This is a genomic window from Parcubacteria group bacterium, assembly GCA_041657845.1.
Classification (GTDB): Bacteria; Patescibacteriota; Minisyncoccia; order Moranbacterales; family JAKLHP01; genus JAKLHP01.
Genome location: JBBABD010000002.1, coordinates 49,123 through 69,522, shown reverse-complemented (window position 1 = coordinate 69,522; position 20,400 = coordinate 49,123). Strand labels below are relative to the sequence as shown.

General features: G+C 37.3%; 17 protein-coding genes. 7 read left to right on the top strand and 10 right to left on the bottom strand.

Annotation, left to right across the window (positions count from 1 at the left end; translation table 11 throughout):
- The first annotated feature begins 77 nt into the window (after positions 1-77).
- Both tsaE and rpsT read left to right on the top strand, forming a co-directional pair.
- Positions 78-566 (top strand): tRNA (adenosine(37)-N6)-threonylcarbamoyltransferase complex ATPase subunit type 1 TsaE, encoded by a 489-nt coding sequence (tsaE, locus tag WC906_00860; protein ID MFA5776975.1) that lies wholly within the window; start codon positions 78-80, stop codon positions 564-566.
- A gap of 73 nt (positions 567-639) precedes the next feature.
- Positions 640-909: a 30S ribosomal protein S20 gene (gene rpsT / locus WC906_00855; GenBank protein MFA5776974.1), complete on the top strand. Its 270-nt coding sequence runs from the start codon at positions 640-642 to the stop codon at positions 907-909.
- A gap of 162 nt (positions 910-1,071) precedes the next feature.
- Here rpsT and holA read toward each other — a convergent pair whose 3' ends face one another.
- The 7 genes from holA to WC906_00820 all read right to left on the bottom strand — a co-directional run bounded on the left by holA (position 1,072) and on the right by WC906_00820 (position 10,536).
- On the bottom strand, positions 1,072-2,043 hold the full coding sequence (gene holA / locus WC906_00850; GenBank protein ID MFA5776973.1) for a DNA polymerase III subunit delta: 972 nt from the start codon (positions 2,041-2,043) through the stop codon (positions 1,072-1,074).
- A 15-nt stretch (positions 2,044-2,058) separates the two neighbouring features.
- Positions 2,059-3,147, bottom strand: coding sequence for a DUF3048 domain-containing protein (locus WC906_00845; GenBank protein ID MFA5776972.1), 1,089 nt, complete (start codon positions 3,145-3,147; stop codon positions 2,059-2,061).
- A 70-nt stretch (positions 3,148-3,217) separates the two neighbouring features.
- Positions 3,218-4,105 (bottom strand): bifunctional DNA-formamidopyrimidine glycosylase/DNA-(apurinic or apyrimidinic site) lyase, encoded by an 888-nt coding sequence (mutM, locus tag WC906_00840; protein MFA5776971.1) that lies wholly within the window; start codon positions 4,103-4,105, stop codon positions 3,218-3,220.
- Positions 4,106-4,185: 80 nt separating this feature from the next.
- Positions 4,186-6,903, bottom strand: coding sequence for a DNA polymerase I (polA, locus tag WC906_00835; GenBank protein ID MFA5776970.1), 2,718 nt, complete (start codon positions 6,901-6,903; stop codon positions 4,186-4,188).
- 134 nt (positions 6,904-7,037) lie between these two features.
- Positions 7,038-7,583: a nucleotidyltransferase domain-containing protein gene (locus WC906_00830; GenBank protein MFA5776969.1), complete on the bottom strand. Its 546-nt coding sequence runs from the start codon at positions 7,581-7,583 to the stop codon at positions 7,038-7,040.
- A gap of 129 nt (positions 7,584-7,712) precedes the next feature.
- Positions 7,713-10,028: a GNAT family N-acetyltransferase gene (locus WC906_00825; protein MFA5776968.1), complete on the bottom strand. Its 2,316-nt coding sequence runs from the start codon at positions 10,026-10,028 to the stop codon at positions 7,713-7,715.
- 91 nt (positions 10,029-10,119) lie between these two features.
- Positions 10,120-10,536: a hypothetical protein gene (locus WC906_00820; GenBank protein ID MFA5776967.1), complete on the bottom strand. Its 417-nt coding sequence runs from the start codon at positions 10,534-10,536 to the stop codon at positions 10,120-10,122.
- Positions 10,537-12,556: 2,020 nt separating this feature from the next.
- Here WC906_00820 and WC906_00815 point away from each other — a divergent pair.
- Entirely contained in the window at positions 12,557-13,327 is a 771-nt protein-coding gene (locus WC906_00815; protein MFA5776966.1) for a helix-turn-helix domain-containing protein, read from the top strand.
- Here WC906_00815 and WC906_00810 read toward each other — a convergent pair.
- The 3 genes from WC906_00810 to dnaA form a co-directional block, all read right to left on the bottom strand.
- Positions 13,320-13,601 carry a DciA family protein gene (locus tag WC906_00810; GenBank protein MFA5776965.1) on the bottom strand — a complete coding sequence of 94 codons (282 nt, stop codon included), beginning with the start codon at positions 13,599-13,601 and terminating at the stop codon, positions 13,320-13,322. The genes WC906_00815 and WC906_00810 overlap by 8 nt on opposite strands.
- A 28-nt stretch (positions 13,602-13,629) precedes the next feature.
- Positions 13,630-14,784 (bottom strand): DNA polymerase III subunit beta, encoded by a 1,155-nt coding sequence (gene dnaN, locus WC906_00805; protein ID MFA5776964.1) that lies wholly within the window; start codon positions 14,782-14,784, stop codon positions 13,630-13,632.
- 266 nt (positions 14,785-15,050) lie between these two features.
- Positions 15,051-16,439 carry a chromosomal replication initiator protein DnaA gene (gene dnaA, locus WC906_00800; GenBank protein ID MFA5776963.1) on the bottom strand — a complete coding sequence of 463 codons (1,389 nt, stop codon included), beginning with the start codon at positions 16,437-16,439 and terminating at the stop codon, positions 15,051-15,053.
- A 200-nt stretch (positions 16,440-16,639) separates the two neighbouring features.
- Between dnaA and WC906_00795 the strand changes: the two genes are divergently transcribed.
- The 4 genes from WC906_00795 (at position 16,640) to WC906_00780 (ending at position 20,324) form a co-directional block, all read left to right on the top strand.
- Positions 16,640-17,155 (top strand): DUF4446 family protein, encoded by a 516-nt coding sequence (locus tag WC906_00795; GenBank protein MFA5776962.1) that lies wholly within the window; start codon positions 16,640-16,642, stop codon positions 17,153-17,155.
- Positions 17,156-17,164: 9 nt separating this feature from the next.
- Entirely contained in the window at positions 17,165-18,925 is a 1,761-nt protein-coding gene (gene infB, locus WC906_00790) for a translation initiation factor IF-2 (protein MFA5776961.1), read from the top strand.
- 73 nt (positions 18,926-18,998) lie between these two features.
- Positions 18,999-19,337 carry a 30S ribosome-binding factor RbfA gene (gene rbfA, locus WC906_00785; protein MFA5776960.1) on the top strand — a complete coding sequence of 113 codons (339 nt, stop codon included), beginning with the start codon at positions 18,999-19,001 and terminating at the stop codon, positions 19,335-19,337.
- A gap of 27 nt (positions 19,338-19,364) precedes the next feature.
- Entirely contained in the window at positions 19,365-20,324 is a 960-nt protein-coding gene (locus tag WC906_00780; protein MFA5776959.1) for a bifunctional oligoribonuclease/PAP phosphatase NrnA, read from the top strand.
- Positions 20,325-20,400: the final 76 nt, after the last annotated feature.

Genomic DNA, 20,400 nt, shown 5'->3' with positions numbered 1-20,400 from the left:
ATGTCTTGTTCCATGATATTGGGCTTAATGGTTAACCCAATATTCTAACAGGTATGACATTTCTACTTAACGCTACTATGACATTACTAAAAAATTATGACGCTGCGTCCAAAAATATTGACATTTTACGCAAACATAATCATACTTTAATGATGAAAAAATTTATTACCAATAATAGCAAACAAACCAAAAAACTCGGCGAGATGCTAGCTAGCGAATTAAAAGGGGGCAAAATTATTTGTCTTTCTGGGGATCTGGGATCCGGAAAAACTACCTTTACCCAAGGATTACTCAAAGGATTAAAAAAGAAAGGGCCGTACACCAGCCCGACTTTCGTAGTGATGAAAAAATATAAAAATATCTACCACATTGACGCCTACAGGATAAAAGGCAAGGATTTGCTCGACTTGGGCTGGAAAGAAATCATTGCTGATAATCCGCCAGCTGGCGGAAATATTATAATCATCGAGTGGGCGGAAAGAGTCAAAAAAATAATCCCGAAAAATGCGCTCTGGATCAGATTCAGATGGATAGGTGAAAATGAGAGAGAACTAAAATTCTCCTAACTATTGCCAAAATATGGATACTATGCTAAAAATAATAATGCTCTCAAAAAAATAATTTCTTAAAATACTACTTATGCCAATCAAAAAATCCGCCAAAAAGTACATGCGAGTAACTGAAAGAAAAACCGCCAAGAACAAAATTACCAAAGGAATCTTCCGAAGTAATATCAAAAAGACCAAAGAAGCGATCGTAGCTGGAAACAAAGAAGAAGCCGGGAAATGGCTCAAGGCTTCCATCAAGTCATTGGATAAAGCTGCTCAAAAGAAAGTCATCAAGAAAAACACCGCCGCTCGAAGAAAATCCCGGCTTAACAAAATGGTGAGAAACATCGTTGTAAAATAAAATATATCTTGTCATTCCTGCGAAAGCAGGAATCTACGCAATTATTAATCACAAAATTTACGATATCGTAGATTCCACATCAAGTGCGGAATGACCTATCTAAAAAATCAGCCCCAAAAGCTGATTTTTTATATTCGTTTTTCATTCGCGACTATTCGCGAATTATATTTCCACAATAAACCGATCTAGCTCTGTTTTTATTTCCCCTTTTCCGGTTTTTATTTTTTCATCGATTATTTGAAGTTTTTTGTATATCGCTTTTAACTTTTCCAGCGGAAATTTTGAAATATTTCCCAAAATTTTCTGAACTACGAACGGATGCAGCTTGGTCTTTTTGGCGATTTCATAATTATTCCTTTCTCCTCTTTCGGCATACTCGGAAACTTTCAGAAAATTGCGGAATTGGTAAACATACATCATCAGGATATAAACAGGATCTTCTCCTTTTTGAATTTGCCGATGGAATAATCTTAAAGCTAGTTTTTTGTTTCCACTGGAAAGCGCTTCAATAGTTTCAAAAATATTGGAACTAACTTTTTCCTCAACTAAAAGCTCAACATCGTTTTCATTGATATCTCCTTCGTTTTTATAATTAGCTAGTTTTTTAATTTCATTTTGGATAACCGCCAGGTCTCCGCCGGAACAAGTTATCAGTTTTCGAACGGCTTGGGAAGAAATTTGCACATTATCATTCTCTTTTTTCAGCTCCTGGTTTATCCAATTGATCAGTTTCGCGCATGACAGCAATTCAAATTTTTGGCTTTTTGAATTTTTTATCAAAAATTTAAACAATTCGTTTTTTTCATTCACCTTGCCTTTCTCCCAAAAAATTGCCACCAAATCTTTGTCTTCGGAAATATTTTTAAGGGACTTCAGAAAATCAATTGTTTTTAAAATAAAATCCTTTGGAGATGCTGCTAATAAATTTTTTATTATCACCAGCTGCTTTTCAAAAAATAATCCCTTTGAGCCGAAGGCTTTTTTTATTTCGGAAAGACCGGCGCTATTGTCTTCTTCGAAGTCAGAAGAGCTCAAGCCGGAGCCTGAGCTGTTTTTTTCCAAAAACTTTTTCTCGATTTCTTTTAGTTTTTCCCGTGAGCGAAATCCGTCCTCACCGTAAAGAAAAATGATCATACCAAAGCTTTTAACTTATAATATCGGTTCCCATTTCAAAGCCTGTCCCGGTTCCAATATCTCAACCCAAATTTGTCCCGGAACAAATTTCACTTCCTGTCCTGACTCATCATAGAAAAATAATTTGCTTTCGGCTTTTGATTTGTCTTTCTTCCAATTTCCTTTGATCTCCTGTCCATTCATATAATAAATAGCTTCTCCGGTGTCCGTGCTGTCATACCAGGGATCTCCGATTTGAACATTATTGTATTGTTCCCCCTCAACAATCTGTCCGGACTGAGCCATCATAACCACGACATTTTTAGGAGCAATTCTTTGTCCATTATTTCTATCGGTATCAGCCACATTTCCCCAAGTTCTTTTGTAAGTATTGGAATCTTGATCATAATCATATTCAGCTGCATACGGTCCGGCAAAAGCCACTCTAAGATGCCCTCCTTTTCCTCTTTGATCAATCGCCGCTTCAGCTTGATGAGGATAACCGACAAAACTATCTGTCAATCTGTATCCGAAATCTTTGGCGCATTTTAACAATTCCTCCGGTTTGGCATATCCGCTATCAACTCCTCTTGCCATTCCTTCCTTCCTGAAACAGCACTGCCCGGCTGATTTTCCTCCGTCATTATTGCAATTCAAATCGTCAATAACGTTTTGGTTCAGAAGATCAATAGCATAATGAGATCCTCCCCAGTGAGCATAGATTGCATCTAATCCTTTCGCCAGCGCAATATAATCATGTCTTGAACTTCTCATTGATCCGACTTCGGCTGGAGTATTGCAAACATAAACGCCCATAAGCCTGGTTATTGAAGCTGTAATAACTGGCATCTCAAAAATCATATCCGCTTCAGAAAGCCCTGCCGCCGGCCTAGCTGGAACGTCCGCAGGCTGCATTACGGCTAATGGTCTTCGATTCCAATTCTCGCAAGCGATTCCGGAGATTGGACTGACGTTTCCACTATTGGCTGGGGCTGTTGATTCGGTTTTGCTAACATTAATTTGTTTGTTATTTTTAACGGTTTTTTTCCCGAAAGCAAAATACCAGACGCCTCCGGCAACAATTACAGTTAAAATAGCAACTACTACAATTTGTTTTTTCGACATAAATTATAATTACTAATCGATCTCGAATAATGTCTCGAAAAATATCTAAAAATTTCGTGACAATTCGTGATTAATTTAGCGTTTGTTTAGTGATTTCATTTTGACAATTAGGACAAATGAATGCGCTTCTCTGCCCCATTTTTATCCGTGTTATTATTGTACCACACTTCAAACATTTTTTTCCAGCTCTTTGATAAACTTTAAGAACTTTTTGAAATCCTCCCGGTTTTCCGCTGGTATCGCGATAATCACTGTCGGAAGTTCCTCGCAGTTTTATAGCTTTATTTAAAACATTTCTTATAAACTTATAGACTAGCCTGGCTTCTTCTTTGCTTAAATTTTTAACCAATCTTTCCGGCAAAATACCGGCTTCGAATAAAATTTCCGAAGCATAGATATTTCCAATCCCGGAAATGATCTGCTGATCCATCAAAATATCCCGAATTTTCTTATTTTTTTTGTTTTCTAAAATCTCTTGAAATTTTTTCAAAGTAAACTCATCGCTCATGGCATCAACTCCCAAATTTTTAATTTCTTTCAACTCTCTAACTTTATCCGTATCCACTAAAACAATTTTGGCAAATTTCCGCAAATCAGAAAATTCCATTTTCTTGTTTTTCCCCAGATAAAAAATATGATGCACGTACTGATTCACCCGATCATCAAAATAATCCCTACCGCCATGATTCATAATTCTTGCTTCATGATTCTTAACTAACAAATGTCCTGTCATTTTCAAATGAATATATAAAATTTTGTTTCCGCTTAAATTTATAAAAATATTTTTTCCGATTCTTTCGGCTCCTAAAATTTTTCGTCCTTTAATTTCTTTCACAAAATTTTCAAAGTTATTTTTGATCGCTTTTTTGTGATCGCTCCAAAAACCGGTGATAACATCGCCTTTTATTTTTTCATTTAAATCGGAAATGATCGTTTGTACTTCAGGCAATTCCGGCATATATAAATATACGCAAATAGTTGCGAATGCCACCGAATAAATTCGAATGCATTCGTTCAACATTCGCGACCATTCGCAAGTTAGATTTCTCCCCAATTATCCCCCACGCTCACATCGGCAATAAGAGGTACCTTTAATTTAAATACGCTCTCCATAAGCGCTTTGACTCGCAGAGAAACCTCCGAAGCGATATTTTCGTTGGCTTCTAAAATAATTTCGTCGTGGATCTGAAGAATCATTCTAACGTCCGAATTATTTTTGTATTCATCATAGATTTTTATCATCGCCAGCTTTACAATGTCTGCCGCTAATCCTTGAATCGGCATATTAATCGCCATCCTTTCCGCTCCCTGCGCCACTTGAAAATTAGGCGAATTGATTTCCGAAATATTTCTTCTTCTTCCTAAGAGCGTTTCGACATAACCATTTCTTTTGGCTATTTCTTTGGTGCGAATAATATAATTAGCCACACCGGAGAATTTTCTCATATATTCGTCGATGAATTTTTTGGCATCCTCTCTCTCGATTCCGGAAGCTTTGGAAAATCCGAAGACGCTCATTCCATAAATTACTCCAAAATTAAGAGCTTTGGCTCCGCGGCGCATTTTATCGGTAACCTGCGATAGCGTTACTTTGTTAATTTCCGCCGCCGTAATCTTGTGAATGTCATCACCTCGCACAAAAGCCTCAATAAGCTTTTTATCATCGCTCATATGCGCCACGATGCGAAGATCAATCTGAGAATAATCGCCGCTAACCAATTTATAGCCATCTTCTGCCACAAAAGCCGTTCGCATCAGCTGCCCCAAATCAGTTTTGATAGGAATATTTTGCAGATTAGGATCGGATGAAGAAAGTCTTCCGGTAGCCGTCACGGTTTGATTAAAAGTGGTATGCAATCTGGAATTTTTGTCTACCAAAGCCGGGAGCGTGTCGAGATAGGTAGTTTTTAATTTGAAAATCTCCCGATACTCTTCTATTTTTTCGATTATCTTATGCTTAGAACGAAGTTTTTCCAATTCCGAAGAGGCAGTAGAAAATTTAGTTTTAGTTTTTTTAATATCAGCTGTGGAAAGTTTCATTTTTTCAAAAAGCACTTCGGAAAGCTGTGAGGGAGAATTGATGTTAAACTTTTCTCCGGATAACTTGTAAATGCTTTCTTCGAGATTTTTTATTCTTTCTTCTATTTTTTCCAAAATTCCTTTGAGTACGATGGTGTTTAGTTTCATTCCGCTAAATTCCATTTTTGATAAAATTTCAACCAGCGGCATTTCAATGTCAAAAAATAATTTTTCAATATCTTTCAAAACATACCGATCTTTTTTCTGCTCTTCGCATATAGACTGAATCTTTTTAAGAAGAACGCTTTTAAGCTTAAAAATGTAATCGGATCTTCGTGAAATAGACTGAGCTTTTTTTTGCTCCATATCTTCATCAATCATCATTGAAAGCTGCCCTGATTTGTTTTCTTCTTCGACAATTTCTTCTCCCAATTCAATCATTACCAATTTATTAAATTCGATTTTGACTCCGGGATCAAGAATATAGGCGGCGATCATTTCGTCAAAATAAATTCCTTTGAGTTCGATATTGTAAAAATTTAAAACTTTTAAAATGTTTTTAAAATCATATCCGATTTTTTTAATATTCTCGTCTTCCAATATTTTTTTTACTTTTTCAAAAACGCCGCTGGAATATTTTAAATAGAAAGATCTTCCTGGTTTCCAGGAAAATGCCAGCCCTCTAATTTCCGGCCGGTTATTTTCCCCCAACGCATCGATCGCCAAGGAAATTTCTTTCTGCTCTCCTATTTCTTTCCAGAACTCATCCGCGTTTTTTCCATCCACTTCTTCGTATTTGAAATCTTTCACTCCGTTATTTTCTAAATCATTCACAACTATTGGCTTTGATTCGGTGCTATTCGTATTTTTAGGTATTCTCTTTATCAAACTATAAAAATTAAGTTCTCCGAAAAGCGCTACTAATTTTTCCCGATCAAAATCATGCACTCTGGTTTTTTCCAGATCCAAATTAACTGGAACATCAAGCTTGATAGTAGCTAATTTTTTACTCATAAAAGCCTTGAGTCGATCTCTTTCTAGCTTTTCTTTAACAGAACCTTTTATTTCATTGAGGTTTTGGTATATTTTTTCCACCGATTCGTATTTGGTCAAAAGTTCCACAGCGGTTTTTTCTCCAATTCCTTTGACTCCGGGAATATTGTCCGATGGATCACCGCGCAGTCCTTTATAATCGATAATTTGAATAGGCGTCAGATTATATCTTTCTTTTATTTTTTCCGCATCATAAATTACCGAATCGCTGAGACCGCGCCTCATTGTGTAAACTTTTGTTTTGTCGGTTACCAATTGCAAAGTATCGAGATCTCCGGTAACAATAATCACCTCGAGCTCTTCGTTTTGCTGCGCCTGTTTGGCCAGCGTTCCAATCACGTCATCCGCTTCGTATCCTTCTTTTTCATAAATGGGAATATTGAAAGCTTGGACAAACTCCTTCACTCGGGGAATTTGATTGTAAAACTCGTCTGGCGCTTTGGTGCGGGTAGCTTTGTATTCTTTGTATTCTTCGTGCCGAAAAGTCGGTCCGGCCAAATCAAAAGAAGCCGCGATGTAATCGGGCTTGAAATTCTCAATTACGGAAAAAAGCGTGGAAGCAAATCCGTAGACAGCATTAACCAATTCCCCTTTTTTGGTAGAAAGAGGCGGAAGAGCATGATAGGCGCGATGCATAATGGCATTCCCATCAATCAGAACAAGTTTTTTCTTTTCTTCCCCCATATATCAATTGCTTTTATGCTAATCAAAATTAAGTCTTTGCTTTTTTCCATCTAAATATTTTTGAGCATTTTTGAAAATCTTTTCTGTCCATTTGATATATTCCTCGGCTTCTTTTTTAGAAATCAAAATTCCTCTTAAATTAGTTCGATTATTTTGCTCTCAAATATGTTTTTAATAAATGGATCATTGTTTTTCTTTCGTTTCTCAAATTCTTTTTCTTCAACATCAATTATGCTTATTTCTCTGCCTATTTTTTTCTGAATCGGCGCAATAATTCTTTTTGCTTCAAGAGAAGAATGGCTTCCGATAAGCAAAATGTCTATGTCGCTTTCCTGTTCGAACAAATTTTTGGCATAGGAGCCGAATATGTAAGCCTTTTTTAGTCCTTTGAGTTTAATTAATGCTTCTCTTATCATTTTTGAAAGTCCATATTTCATCTCAAACACTTTTTTTATTTCTTTTAAGAGCGGGTAGCTGTGATTCAAAAAATAATATTTCTGATTGCCTCGCTCTTCGGATTCAAGGATTCCTTCATTATCCAGTTCTTTGAGTTTTCTGTGCAAATTTCCCGGATCAACTTCAAGAATTTCGGCTAATTCGTTGATATAATGCCTTTTTGAGGGGTTTATAAAAAAGTATCCCAACAATTTTACGGTTATTTTTGACCTTAAAGAAAACATAATTTTATTGTAATATATTACAATAATCATTGTATCATATTACAATAGATTGTCAACTTCTTTATTTTCGCATTTTTCTTTTGGTGTAATTTTAGTCAAGGCTATTTTTACACTACGGTGTAAAATCTTCTATTTTTCTCTTTTATCCATTCTCATCTTATACAGTTTTTCTCCCAAATATTTCTCACTTTCATATTCTCCCAGATTTTCAAAGCCCACTTTTTCAAAATACAATTTATTGGCGCCGGTGTTTTTCACAAAAGTATCGCCATTGATAATATAATTTTTAGATTCTATTTCCATAACTTTGCTGATAAAATATTCTCCAATTTTTAAGCCATGCAGTTCGGAAGAAATATTAACCGAGGTAAATTCCAATTCATCCGGCTTTCCCACAACCGGCCTGAATTTGCAAAACGCCACAATTTCGCCTTTATATTTCAAGGTGTAGGTTTTTTGGTTTTTCAACCCTTCTTCGGAAATCATTTCTTTTTCCAATCCATCAACAACCACTTTCGCTTTTTCCGGCTCGCCCGGAAAAACAATGTCGTAATAATTTTTCTTCGAAATTCCCAAAATCCTTTCTTTTTCTTCCTGCCTCAAATCTTCCCCCATTTCATTGGTCTCAATATCAAAATCTTTTATATTCTCAAAATCAATCTCCTCCTCGCCCTCTTTAGCCGACCGCAACACTGATTGCAAAAGAATTATTCCTACTTTTGACTTTTTAATTTCGTCCAATAAGTTTTTAATTTTTTCTTTTTTTTCTCCCTTTACTTTTAATCCATCGCCAAATTGCTTAATTATCTCCTGAATTCTCTGGAGCATTTCAAACTTCATCCCAGAGACATTCCGAGCTTCACCGTCTTTAAAAAACAACCTCTCTAAATCTGCTTTTTTCTTTTCTGCAAGATCAACAAGTTCCGATATTTTAGAAAAAATCAAACTAGCATCTTCAAATGACAGCTCTTCGCCGATAGCCACTATTTTCTGAGCATTATTAATATCAAATTCGCAGCTCAAAAATGCTCTAAGCCCGTTTCCTTGGTAATGTTTAACAAAATCCAAAAGCTGATCAAACTTTCCAAGAGTTTTAAGTTTATAGGCCGCCACATTCAACCATTGTTGTTCTCTCCAGGTCAAGACATCATGAATTCCAATCCCAGCCTTTTCTGCAAATTCAAGACTAATTTCTTTCAAGAAATTATAGTCGCCAAGAAGAGACATCCTTTCGGCGTATTGATTTTCCGCTTCTCCTTTCAGTCTTGGATTTTCCTCGGTTCTTTGCCAGGGACACATTCGCTGTTCCATCTCGCCCTTCCCAGATAATGATCTGTCTGTTACTTCTTCTTCTGAAAAATCAGGATGCTTTTCTTTGATCCTTTTTCGCTTTTGCTCTTTTTCTTCTGGCGACAACAAGTTGAAAGTATAGAGTATTTTTTGTGTTTTGCTGTGCACCGTTACAATCCCGGCTGTATTTTTATCCAGAATAACTACTTTGATATTTTGCATCGGGATAGTTTCTCTGTTGAAAATAAAGTTTTCTATTCCAATATAATAGCGATTACTATCTATTGGAACATATGTTTTATTTGCCATATCAAACTCTTTGCGCATCAGTTTTCCACTAGCTCCTTCTGTTTTAATTCTAAAGTCTTCTAGTTTTATCATGCCCTTTTGAATTAAATTTGGGCAAAATTTTTGAAAAAATTCAAAAGGCCTGAACAATGAAGTTCCCTGCGAACCTCCCATAGATCCAATTTTTTCCTCAATCCATCTTGCGCTTATTTTTCTAAATTCATTTTTCTCTTCATCATAAACCATCAAGTTTCCATTTTCATCTCTTTTTCCCTGAAAATCTCTAAATATTTTAACCGCCATTGCCATCTCCCTAGCGCCAATCGCTTCGCCGTTTTCCGTGATTATGTCCTGCTTCCAATGCATCCTATTCTGTCCCTCGTCTTCATACAAATCCCAAAGATTTAGATAATATTCTTTGCTTCGTATGCTTTCTTCATCAAAAGCGTCTTCGATACTTTTAGGAATATTAAACAGGGGCTTGCTTTTAATCGGTTCTCCGTTTTTTCTTTGCCGCTCAAAATCTTCTCTTGAGACCACTTTTGTGTTTCTTAATGCTGCGAAAACATTATTCGCGGTAAAGCTTTTTTTTGTTTTTTTGTCCAGGTTAGTGTTTTTTAATTTTCTTTTTAAATCCGGAGACTTAATAAAATCCAGATCTAAAACGATGTGTCCGTCAATAATATTCAAAAAACCCTCTTGCTCCAATGTTGAAATTAGCTTTTCCTTCGGACCAAAAACTTCCGATTTCTCCGACATCGATCCGCGGGATTGATTTTTTGTAGTATCTATTTCGGCGGTGCTTATTTTAATCGTCTCGTCATTTTCTGGTGGGACTGGTTTTGGAAAAGTTGATTCTTCAAACATAAATGACTTTTTCTAGTTATATTTAAATATTAACATTTTTAAGCCAAAGAAAAAAGGCAGCCGCTAACCAAAGCCGACTGCCCCCGAAACCCTATGGCCATTTCATGGGAACATTTATCGGTTCCCAATCATCCTTATAGGCGGGGAGGTATGGCTTCTCCCCTCGAAGAACAAGCCTTCCCTCCCAATGTAATTCCAGCCAGCATCCGGCTGGAATTACCATTGGATGATGTTGCCCATAGAAGACAACATCGCAAATCCTCCCCCACGTGCCTTTGGGAGGATTTAATCCTTCCCCCTCGTACCGAGCCCATCCATCGGACCCGTTAAATACTTCTGCCGATACCAGTTTTCTGGCATCGACGGTTTCTGCACAGTTTACTCGCCAGGTTTCCCGGACTCCTCCTGTCCCTAGATCCCTTTCTTTAATTTTTTCCCGACTTACTTCACCGGGAATTTGGGGTATAACAACCCCCTCAATTACTTCGAAATCTATGAAATGATTCATGCTTCCTCCTCGCCGCTTCTGCGACTTTCAATTTTATTTGAACTGCCAAAAAAATTTTCATCTTAAATCCTTTTTCAGCAGTTCAAATTTTTCTCAAAGAACTATTTTCTCTCTCAAAACCTTCAAATAAATTTGAAGGTTTAATTGAGCGGGACAAGCAAACCGCGCTTGTCCCAAAAACCTATTTTTCATTTCGGATGAGTTTATGGGCCTTGGCCCACAACTCATCCGGATCAAAACCCTCCTCAATTGCCATTAAAATGATGGCAATGAGTTTTTCTAAAACTTTTTCTTTATCCATTTTTCCTCCTTCGCCCCTTTTGCCTCGAGAATGGAATTAACTCGGGAGGGGCATTTTATTTTTTTGAACTGCCAAAAAAATTTTCATCTTAAAAACTTTTTCAGCAGTTCAAATTATATTTTGTCATTCCGAGTGAGCGATAGCGAGTCGAGGAATCTAATTTTGATTTTAATTAGATCTTTCGATTTCGTGCCGAGGCGACACTTCGCTCAAGATGACATTGTATATATTCATTTTTCAAATAACTTCCTCTCTCAAAACCTTCAAAACGAATTTGAAAGTTTAATTGAGAGGGACAAATAGCCACCACAGCTACCTGTCCCAAAAACCTACCCTTCACACTGTAGAATGCTATCGTCCACGAACGGAGGAGGTATGTTTTCCCCCTCGCTATGACGACGAATAGCGTCAAGGAAATTACCCGACCCAAGGAGGGTCAAGGAAATATCCGCCTCGAACCGGGGCTTGCCAGCCTCTCCGTACCCGCTGAAGCGGTCGGGATAAAAAACATGCAGTAACCCCTCCCGCGCCCACAGGGGCACGAGAAGCGGAAATCCCCAAAGCGGAAGAAAGTGCTCCGCCTGGAGAATCCGGGACACTATTGGTCCCTGGGCGATCACGGCGTCCCAGGAAACCCGAGAGCCGTTCGAAAGGACATACTGCTGTCCCCATTGTGTCCTTTCGGACTCAATGAGCATGTCACCTGCCTCGACCAACCGAGGCGAAAGATACAACGTCCTGGGTTCTTCGCCCAGAACGATTAAGTTTGCTATCTGGTGACCTGATAGCAAACTTACCGACTGGTGGGAAACATACGGGCTCCGTAGCCCGTGCATCTCCCATCCACAAACGTCCATCCGGACGGTAAAATCCGTCCAACTCTTGAAACTTTCCAGCCGCCTACTAATTTCGTTGTATCCTTTCATTGTTTCTCCTTGCGCTTAAGGCCCGCACGGCCATAATTTGTTAACTTCCCAACTCCGCCTCAACTTCTACAAACAAAAAATCAAAACGGAATTGAAAAATTTTTTCTTTATTCAATTTTCAAATAACAGTCCTAATCCCTCCGCAATACTGTAAGTGAATAATATGCAAATTCCGAATCGAGAGAGATTTTGATCCGAATGTTTTTCGCATATCAGCAAATCACTTACAGAATTGCGGAGAAATAAAAAAAGAGGCGGAGAGAGATTTTTGTGACTTCTGATCAAGCCTCTCTCAAAAACTCAATCTGTTTCTCTTCCGCCTCTTTATGTTTTCAAATATGCTTTCCTTATTTCTCTCTAATAAGGAATGAAGTAGAGACTCTATCTTTTTGATGAATCTCCACCCTCACTCATTACTATAAGCTTGGGAGGATAATTGAACCGCGACTTAGTATGGTCTCCCTCAATCCTTGCGGATTTTCAGCTCCATACCAAATCTTGATTTCGCCCCGCTCGCAGGTTGGTTTAGATCCCGCGCCTTAGCCTACTATGAGTTAAGTCGGCCAGATGCAAGCTTTTTAATGTACTTCGTTGGCTAAGAGTCCAATTCATTGAATTTTCATCTTAACAATCCATTATATACCTTTTTCAATAAACTGTCAACAATAAAGTAGCATAAATTGGCATATTTTTAATAAAATGCTTTTATTATTGTCACAAATCACAGTAAATAAGCCCTGTCTTTGTCACAATGATTTGACAAACACCAAAATACGCGCTATAATAACCACATATGTATGAACAATCCTTGATCCAAATCGGCCTCAATTACACCCAATCGCTGGTTTATGAAATCCTGATCAAGAATGGGTCTCTTTCGGCTAGAAAAATAGTCACAAAAACCCCTTTCAAAAGGGGCTTGGTCTACAAAACACTGGATGACCTCCTGAAACTGGAAGTTATTGAGAAAACCGAGCCAGAACATTCAATCGCTATTTTTCAAGCCAAGCATCCTTTGTCCCTTCGAAACCTGGCTGAAAAAAGAGAACAAAAAGCCAAAGATGCCAAACTGGCTTTGGATGGAATGATCTCCTCCATCATTTCCGATTACAACCTCGTTTCCGGCCGTCCAGGGGTTTTATTCTACGAGGGACTGGATGGCATCAAAAAGGTTCTCGACGACTCACTGGAGTCCAAAACAGAGATCTGCACCTATGCTGACATGGAGGTGGTGGTAAAATACATTGATAAAATAAATAGGGAGTATGTGAAGAAAAGAGGAAAACTGGGACTAAAGAAAAAAGTCATTATGCTGGATAATGACTTTGCGAGAAAATATATGAAAAATTATTACAATGAAGTTACCGAGGTTCGTTTTATTGATTACAAATTATTTTCCTTTTCTCCTCTTATGGAAATTTACGACAATACCGTTTCCTATGTGACACTGGAAGAAAAAAATAAAATCGGAGTGATTGTGAAAAACAAGGAAATCTATCAAATGCACAAATCTCTTTTTGAATTTAATTGGAAAAATTCCAAAACCCTTTCCGAGCTTAATTAACCTTAATGTCCACAATTTCTTCATTTCCAATTTCTTGATTTAATTTTCGGACAATCTCTTTTTTATTAAGCAGAAGCTCGTTACTAAAAATTGAGCTTTCGGATTTTATATATAATTTTCCATTTTTATAATAACCGGCTTTGAGATTTTTGGCGCCTTGGTTTCCGTATTCCTGTTTGATGATTCTTTCAAAAAGATAAAAAATGTCCTTGTCTTCTAGTTTTAAACTAGGTTTTTTTTCTTTTTGAGATATCAAAAAACTTATCTTCTTCATAATTCATAATTCTTAATTCATGCTTCTGCTAGTTTTTTATCGGCATAACGACATATGTAGATTTTTCGTCAATTTCAACCTTGCCTTCTTTTTCATTCGCCATCCGGAGAACTACCGGTGAAGAGCCGCTGTTGGCCAGAAATGCCACCTGGGGGGTGTTAATGGCATTAATTCCATCCAGGATGTAGCGGGGATTAAAAACAATGTCTTGGTCCAATCCATCGATTTTAGCTTTGACTTCGGTCTTATTTTCTCCCTTTTCTTCTGACTGGGCCAAAACAGAAATTTTCCCTTCTTTTTGGTTCAACTTAAAACTAACTTCTCCCGACTTGCTATTGGTAAAAAAACTGCCAATCTTGACCGCCCGAAGAGCCTCTTCTTTACTTATGATCGCCTGGGTGGAAAATTCCTTGGGGATGATCTGTTTATATTCCGGGTATTTTCCGTTTATCAGGCGGGAGACTATCCGCACATTGTCGATCTGAAAAAATATCTGATTTTCTTCCACTGCTACCTCCACCTCCTGATCCTCTTGGCTGATTACCCGCAAAACCTCAAGAAGTGTTCCACTGGGAATGATTATGGAATTAGTTTTTGACAAAAACGCGGTAAATTCATCTTCTTTTTTCACCTTGATGGCACACTTAACTTCAAATAGTCGAAAGCTGTCTGTGGCCGCCAAAGCAACTTCCCTGTCTCCCAAAATGACATTAACCCCACTAAGTTCCGGACGCGTCCCATCCAAAGAGACACAGGATAATATCTTAGGAAGGTTTTCTTTTAATTCATTTCCAGAAAAAGAAAAAAGAAAACTCCCTTTAAATTCGGGGATTATAGGAAAATCTTGGGCGCTAAGTCCTTTTATGCTCGCTTTAGAATTGCCACTTTTTATGCGCAAAACCTGATCATCCGTCTCAATGGTGATGTTTTCTCCTTGAGGAAGATTGTTTACAAAATTACTGATAATTTTGGCAGGGATGGTTATTTTTCCTTCTTTTTCTATTTTTGCTCCTACTTTCAAAAATACTCCAATTTCCAAATTAGTAGCAGAAAACTTAAGCATTCCTTTTTCTGTTTCCAAAAGGATATTTTCTAAAATGGGCAAAGTAGATTGTTTTCCAATAACCCTCTCTGTGTTATATATAGCCTTTTTAAAATTTTCCTGAGTGCAAGTGATTTTCATATAAGTATATTTAAATTAATTAGTAATATATTTATATATTTATTACTATTATTATATAACTTGTGGATAAATAAATATTTGCTTTGTTTTAGGATAATTTAAGGTAAATTAATTGTGGATATGTTGGTAGTTTGGATTGGGTGTGTGCTGTTGATAAGTATCGTCTAAGGTTTTTGTTAATTTTTTGCACGAGTTATTAACAGGCTTAATCTGTGGATAACTAGAGTAATACAAGGGATGATGCAGTGTTATTAACAGGCTGTCCACTAATCTAGTTGATATAGACGCTCCTTAAGAGTAAACACAGCCTCCTTTATTCTTTCATTAACATCCAACTCCCTGTTGATTTTTTCGAAGGCATGCAATGCGGTGGTGTGATCTCTGCCTCCAAATTTTTCACCAATTCCAGGGTAGGAAATATTTAATTCGCTTCTCATTAGGTACATAGCCACCTGTCTAGCCAGAGCCACTTCTTGTTTTCGTCCTTTGTTCAGAAGATCTTCCTGTGAAACATTGTAAAAATCTGAAACCAAATCAATAACGTTTTGGTGATTTATGCCTTGTTTTTTTCCGCTAGAAATGGTTGTTTCGAGTGTTTTTTTGACAAAATCTAAAGTTGGTTCTTTGCCGCCCAATTCAGATAAAGCAATAATTCTATTCAGAGCTCCTTCAAGTTCTCGGATGTTGTTTTTTATGTTCTCTGCGATAAATCTTGAGACCTCTTCGGTTAAGGGAAGCCCTTTTTCAGCTGATTTTTCTTTTAATATGGCCATTCTTGTTTCTAGATCAGGCCTTCCAATGTCAGCAATCATTCCTCCTTCAAAACGAGAGCGAAGTCGATCTTCAATAGTAGCAATTGATTTAGGAGGCCGATCGCTACTTAAGACGAGCTGCTTGTTGAGTTGATAGAGTGCGTTGAATATGTGAAAAAACTCATTTTGAGTTTTTTCTTTGCCGGAGAGAAACTGAATATCGTCAATGATTAAAAGATCAACTTGTTGAAAAGTAGCCTTAAATTCGCTTACTCTCCCATTTTTTATGGATTCAATGAGGTCAGTAGCAAACTTTTCTAGGGTTATGTAAACTACATTTTTTTGAGGGTTATTTTTTAGTACCTCGTTTCCAATTGATTGGAGGAGGTGGGTTTTGCCAAGCCCAACATTTCCATAGATAAAAAGCGGATTATAGACTTTTCCAAGATTTTGGGAGACAGCCCAGCAGGCTGCTCTGGCTAGTTCATTATTTTCTCCTATGATGAAATTTTCAAAAAGATAACGTGAATTTAAGTTGGAAGATTTGGCGCCAAAAGGCTTAAATTGAATATTTTTAGGAATAGCGCTGGAAACTTGATATTGCTCAGGATTTTTAATAGCGTCAACATTTTTTGGCTTATCCTGGCTAATGTTAGAAGGACTATAAATCAAACAACTGATTTCAAAAACTTCTTTGTGAAAATTCTGAAGAGCTTTTATTATATAGCTCCTATACTTATTTTCCAGCCATTCTTTGGAAAATCCATTCGGAACACCAATAACTATCTTTCCACGCTCACTCGAAAGGATAGAAGTGTTTTTAAACCAGGTGATAAAATTAGCCTTTGAAATAGATAACTCTATTTCTCCCAGGGCTGCCTGCCAAAGCTCTTCATTTGTCATATAGTTTTTTAGATTACCTCCGTTAAAAGAAGCTTAGTCGTGTGTTGAAAATTATAGCATAGGCAACGCTTTTTGTCAGAGGAATAATGGTTTACAATCTGTTTATAAGATGTGCGCATTAATTTTTCTTTTGATAAAAAGCCTCTTTCTTTACATAACAACGAATAAGTGCTAACTTAAAGTAGCAATTCGTTTTGTCTATGAACACATTTTTTTTATTAGTCGAAAATAGCCTGTCTTGGGTGGTTATCCTTTTAGCAGTTTTTGTGATAGTTTTGATTGTGATTGTTTTTTATGTTTTAGCAAAAACAAGAGGGCTAGAGAGAAAAAGTGCGATTTTGTTTGAAGGAAAGGATGGAAAAAGTCTGGAAGAGTTAATGCTAAAAAACTCGACCGATATAAAATCTTTGGATATTGAAATCCAAGAGCTTTATAATATTTCCAATAAAATACACCAGCTTTCCTTTTCCAGCATCCACAAGGTGGGAATAATCAGATTTAATCCATTTGGTGATATTGGAGGAGATCAAAGTTTTTCAGTAGCCCTTCTGGATGGAAAAAATACAGGAGTAGTTATATCATCTCTTCACACCAAAGAAGGAACCAGGGTTTATTCAAAGCCGATTGCTAAGGGAGAAGAAGAAAAATATCCCTTAACCGAAGAAGAGAAGAAGGTGGTTAAAATCGCGATGCAGAAAAAACCTAGCAAAGTTTAGTTTAAAAAAATGGATAACGAAAATCAAAAATTAGCCAGAATACCAGCCTCTGTTACAGTGAAAAGGCTAGCAGAGATTTTGAATTTGCCAATTTCAAAAATTATTACCGAGCTGATGGGAAACAATATTTTGGCGACCATAAATGAAGAAATTGATTTCGAAACCGCCAGTATTATTGCTCAAGATCTAGGATTTTCCACGAAAGAAGACGCTCTTTGTTCTGAAAAAGAAATAATAACACTGGAAAAATTAGTCGAAATAATCAAAAAAGAGAAAGAATCAGACAAAATCCTTGAATCGCGCTCGCCCATCGTTACTATTTTGGGTCATGTTGATCATGGAAAAACCACTCTTTTGGATACGATTCGGAAAACAAGCGTGGCGGCCAAGGAAGCAGGTGGAATAACCCAGCATATTAGCGCCTATCAGGTAAAAAAGAAAGGGGAATGGATTACCTTTGTTGACACTCCTGGGCATGAGGCTTTTTCGGCTATGCGCGAGCGAGGAGTCAGCATCGCCGATGTCGCTGTTTTGGTGGTAGCGGCTGATGATGGAGTGCGTCCTCAGACCAAGGAGGTAATATCCTATCTTAAAGAAAAGAAAATGCCGGTAATTGTAGCGATTAATAAAGTTGATAAGCCAGAGGCCAACATAATAAAGGTAAAGCAAGAGCTGGCTGATAATGGAATTGTTATTGAGGAATGGGGCGGAGATGTCATTGCGGTTGAAGTAAGTGCTAAACAAGGATTGGGGATAGACAATCTTTTAGAGAATATTTTGTTAGTGACAGAAGTGGAGGATTTTAAAGCTGATTTTAAAAGAGATGGACTGGCGATAATTTTGGAAGCACATCTTGACTCGAAGAAAGGTCCGGTAGCGACGGCATTAGTAAAAACCGGAACCTTGAAGGTGGGACAAGATGTGGTGGCTGGCGTGGTGACAGGGAGAATTCGAAGAATGGAAGATTTTACCGGAAGAAGTGTTAATGTTGCTGAGCCTTCTATGCCAGTTACAATAATGGGGCTGGGAAGTGTGGCGAAAACGAATGATATCTTGCAGATTGTCAGTAAAAAATCTTTTTCTGAGATGAAATCGCAAGCTAGCGGAAGCAATGCGCTAAAAACCAAGATTGACCAAAGCTCTCTCGAAGGCGGCGTAAAAAGGTTGAAGGTGATCTTAAAAACCGATGTTCAAGGATCACTTGAGGCTATTGAGCAGATTCTTTCAACTATTAAATCAGAAGACGTAGCCGTCCAATATATTGGAACCGGAGTGGGAAATATTACCGAATCGGATGTAAAAATCGCAGAAAGCGCCGGAGCCATTATTTTTGGCTTCAATGTGGTTGTTACTCCGGTAGCCAAGCGTCTTTCTGAAGGAGCGGGAGTTTCAATGAAAGTCTATAATATTATTTATGAATTAGTGGAAGAAGTGAAGAAAATGCTTTCAGATATGCTTCCGGTAGAAATTGAGAGAACAGACCTCGGAATCTTAAAGGTGCTGGCAATTTTTAAAACTGGAAAAAGAGATATGATTGTAGGAGGAAGAGTGAGCGAGGGGAAAATGATTAAAGGAGAAAATATTGAAGTAAAAAGAGAAGGAGAAATAATTGGAAAAGGAAAAATGGCCAATTTACAACAGAACAAACAAAATACCCAGGAAGTAAATCAAGGAAACGAATGCGGGCTTACCTTTGAAGGAGGCGTAAAAATAAAAGAGGGAGACAATCTGATTTGTTATCGGGAAGAAGAAAAGAAGCGCAAGCTTTAACGCTAATTGTTGCGAATACTATCAAATACATTCGAATTCATTCGTTCATCATTAGCGACTATTTGCGAAACGTATGCCTTATCGTATTTCAAAGATAAACGAGCTGATAAAACAGCAAATATCGGATATTATAACTCGGGAACTCAATTTGAAGCCGGGAGTTTTTTTAACTGTGGCGAAAGTTGACACCAGCCGGGATCTTCGCTATACTCGTATATTCATCAGCATTTTCCCTGAGCGGGAGATTAATTATGCCCTAGAAACCTTAAAGAAAGAAACTTATCTTATCCAGGGAAAACTCAACAAAAAACTCTTTATTAAAATTATTCCCAAAATAGAATTCATTGTCGACACTACTGAATCAAAGGCTGATGAGGTGGAAAAATTGCTGAATGATATTAACAGAGATTGATATTTGTTGAAGCTTCCGAACTTGTCTATGAAATCTTTTGTAAAAGAATTCACAACCTTAAACTATATAATAAACAAATCCAATAACGTGCTTCTTTTTGCCCACACTAATCCTGATGGAGATACCATCGGGGCTAACTTGGCTCTAAGAGAATACATTGCATCGCTTGGAAAAAAAGTGGACATTGCTTGCTTTGATCCATTTCCGAATTATCTTAATGAAATTTTTCATGCAGAATTTGTTTTTCCTGATAAATTAGACATGTCATCTTATGATGCAGTTATTGCTTGTGACAGTGTTGAAAGAGGATTCGACAGGATATTTGAAAAGATTTCATTGAATCAGGCAACAGTTCTCATCGATCATCATCCCGACATCCATCTTCAAGGAGATGCTAATATTATGGATTCGTCTTGTTCCTCGGTCTGTGAAATGATTTATCGTTTTTTTGTTTTTTGCAATTTAAAAATTACTAAAGAAATAGCTACTTGCTTGATGGCGGGAATCTTGGGTGATACTGGGAGCTTCCAGCACTCTAACACCTCGACTTATGTTATGAATATTGCTTCCGATTTGATGAAAAAAGGAGCGCCCATTTCCAAGATAGTTGATATTGTTTTTGCCAATAAAAAAATATCAACCCTAAAGCTTTGGGGCAGGGCTTTCGAAAAGGCTAAAATTAATCCTAGAAACGGTATGATTGCTACCGTTTTGACTGAAGATGACATTAAAGATTGCGAAGCGTCCACGGAAGATATTGCTCAAGTGGCATCTATTCTTAATACTGTTCCGGGAACTAAATTTTCATTGATTCTTTCTCAACGAGAAGGCGATAATATTAAAGGCAGTCTAAGGTCGGAAGAATATAAAGGGGTTGATGTTTCTGAGATCGCTCACCAATTCGGTGGCGGCGGGCACAAACTGGCCTCTGGCTTTGAGGTCAAAGGAAAAATTGTCGAGACGGAAGAAGGATGGGAAATTGTATAGGAATTTTCAATTCACAATTTTCAATTTTCAAACAATTTCCAATAAATTAATTTTTCAATTTACAAAATTTTGTCAT

Coding starts and splice junctions, on each gene's coding strand:
- tsaE (MFA5776975.1), top strand. CDS start 78: ATGACATTACTAAAAAATTATGACGCTGCGTCCAAAAATATTGACATT.
- rpsT (MFA5776974.1), top strand. CDS start 640: ATGCCAATCAAAAAATCCGCCAAAAAGTACATGCGAGTAACTGAAAGA.
- holA (MFA5776973.1), bottom strand. CDS start 2,043: ATGATCATTTTTCTTTACGGTGAGGACGGATTTCGCTCACGGGAAAAA.
- WC906_00845 (MFA5776972.1), bottom strand. CDS start 3,147: ATGTCGAAAAAACAAATTGTAGTAGTTGCTATTTTAACTGTAATTGTT.
- mutM (MFA5776971.1), bottom strand. CDS start 4,105: ATGCCGGAATTGCCTGAAGTACAAACGATCATTTCCGATTTAAATGAA.
- polA (MFA5776970.1), bottom strand. CDS start 6,903: ATGGGGGAAGAAAAGAAAAAACTTGTTCTGATTGATGGGAATGCCATT.
- WC906_00830 (MFA5776969.1), bottom strand. CDS start 7,583: ATGTTTTCTTTAAGGTCAAAAATAACCGTAAAATTGTTGGGATACTTT.
- WC906_00825 (MFA5776968.1), bottom strand. CDS start 10,028: ATGTTTGAAGAATCAACTTTTCCAAAACCAGTCCCACCAGAAAATGAC.
- WC906_00820 (MFA5776967.1), bottom strand. CDS start 10,536: ATGAATCATTTCATAGATTTCGAAGTAATTGAGGGGGTTGTTATACCC.
- WC906_00815 (MFA5776966.1), top strand. CDS start 12,557: ATGTATGAACAATCCTTGATCCAAATCGGCCTCAATTACACCCAATCG.
- WC906_00810 (MFA5776965.1), bottom strand. CDS start 13,601: ATGAAGAAGATAAGTTTTTTGATATCTCAAAAAGAAAAAAAACCTAGT.
- dnaN (MFA5776964.1), bottom strand. CDS start 14,784: ATGAAAATCACTTGCACTCAGGAAAATTTTAAAAAGGCTATATATAAC.
- dnaA (MFA5776963.1), bottom strand. CDS start 16,439: ATGACAAATGAAGAGCTTTGGCAGGCAGCCCTGGGAGAAATAGAGTTA.
- WC906_00795 (MFA5776962.1), top strand. CDS start 16,640: ATGAACACATTTTTTTTATTAGTCGAAAATAGCCTGTCTTGGGTGGTT.
- infB (MFA5776961.1), top strand. CDS start 17,165: ATGGATAACGAAAATCAAAAATTAGCCAGAATACCAGCCTCTGTTACA.
- rbfA (MFA5776960.1), top strand. CDS start 18,999: ATGCCTTATCGTATTTCAAAGATAAACGAGCTGATAAAACAGCAAATA.
- WC906_00780 (MFA5776959.1), top strand. CDS start 19,365: ATGAAATCTTTTGTAAAAGAATTCACAACCTTAAACTATATAATAAAC.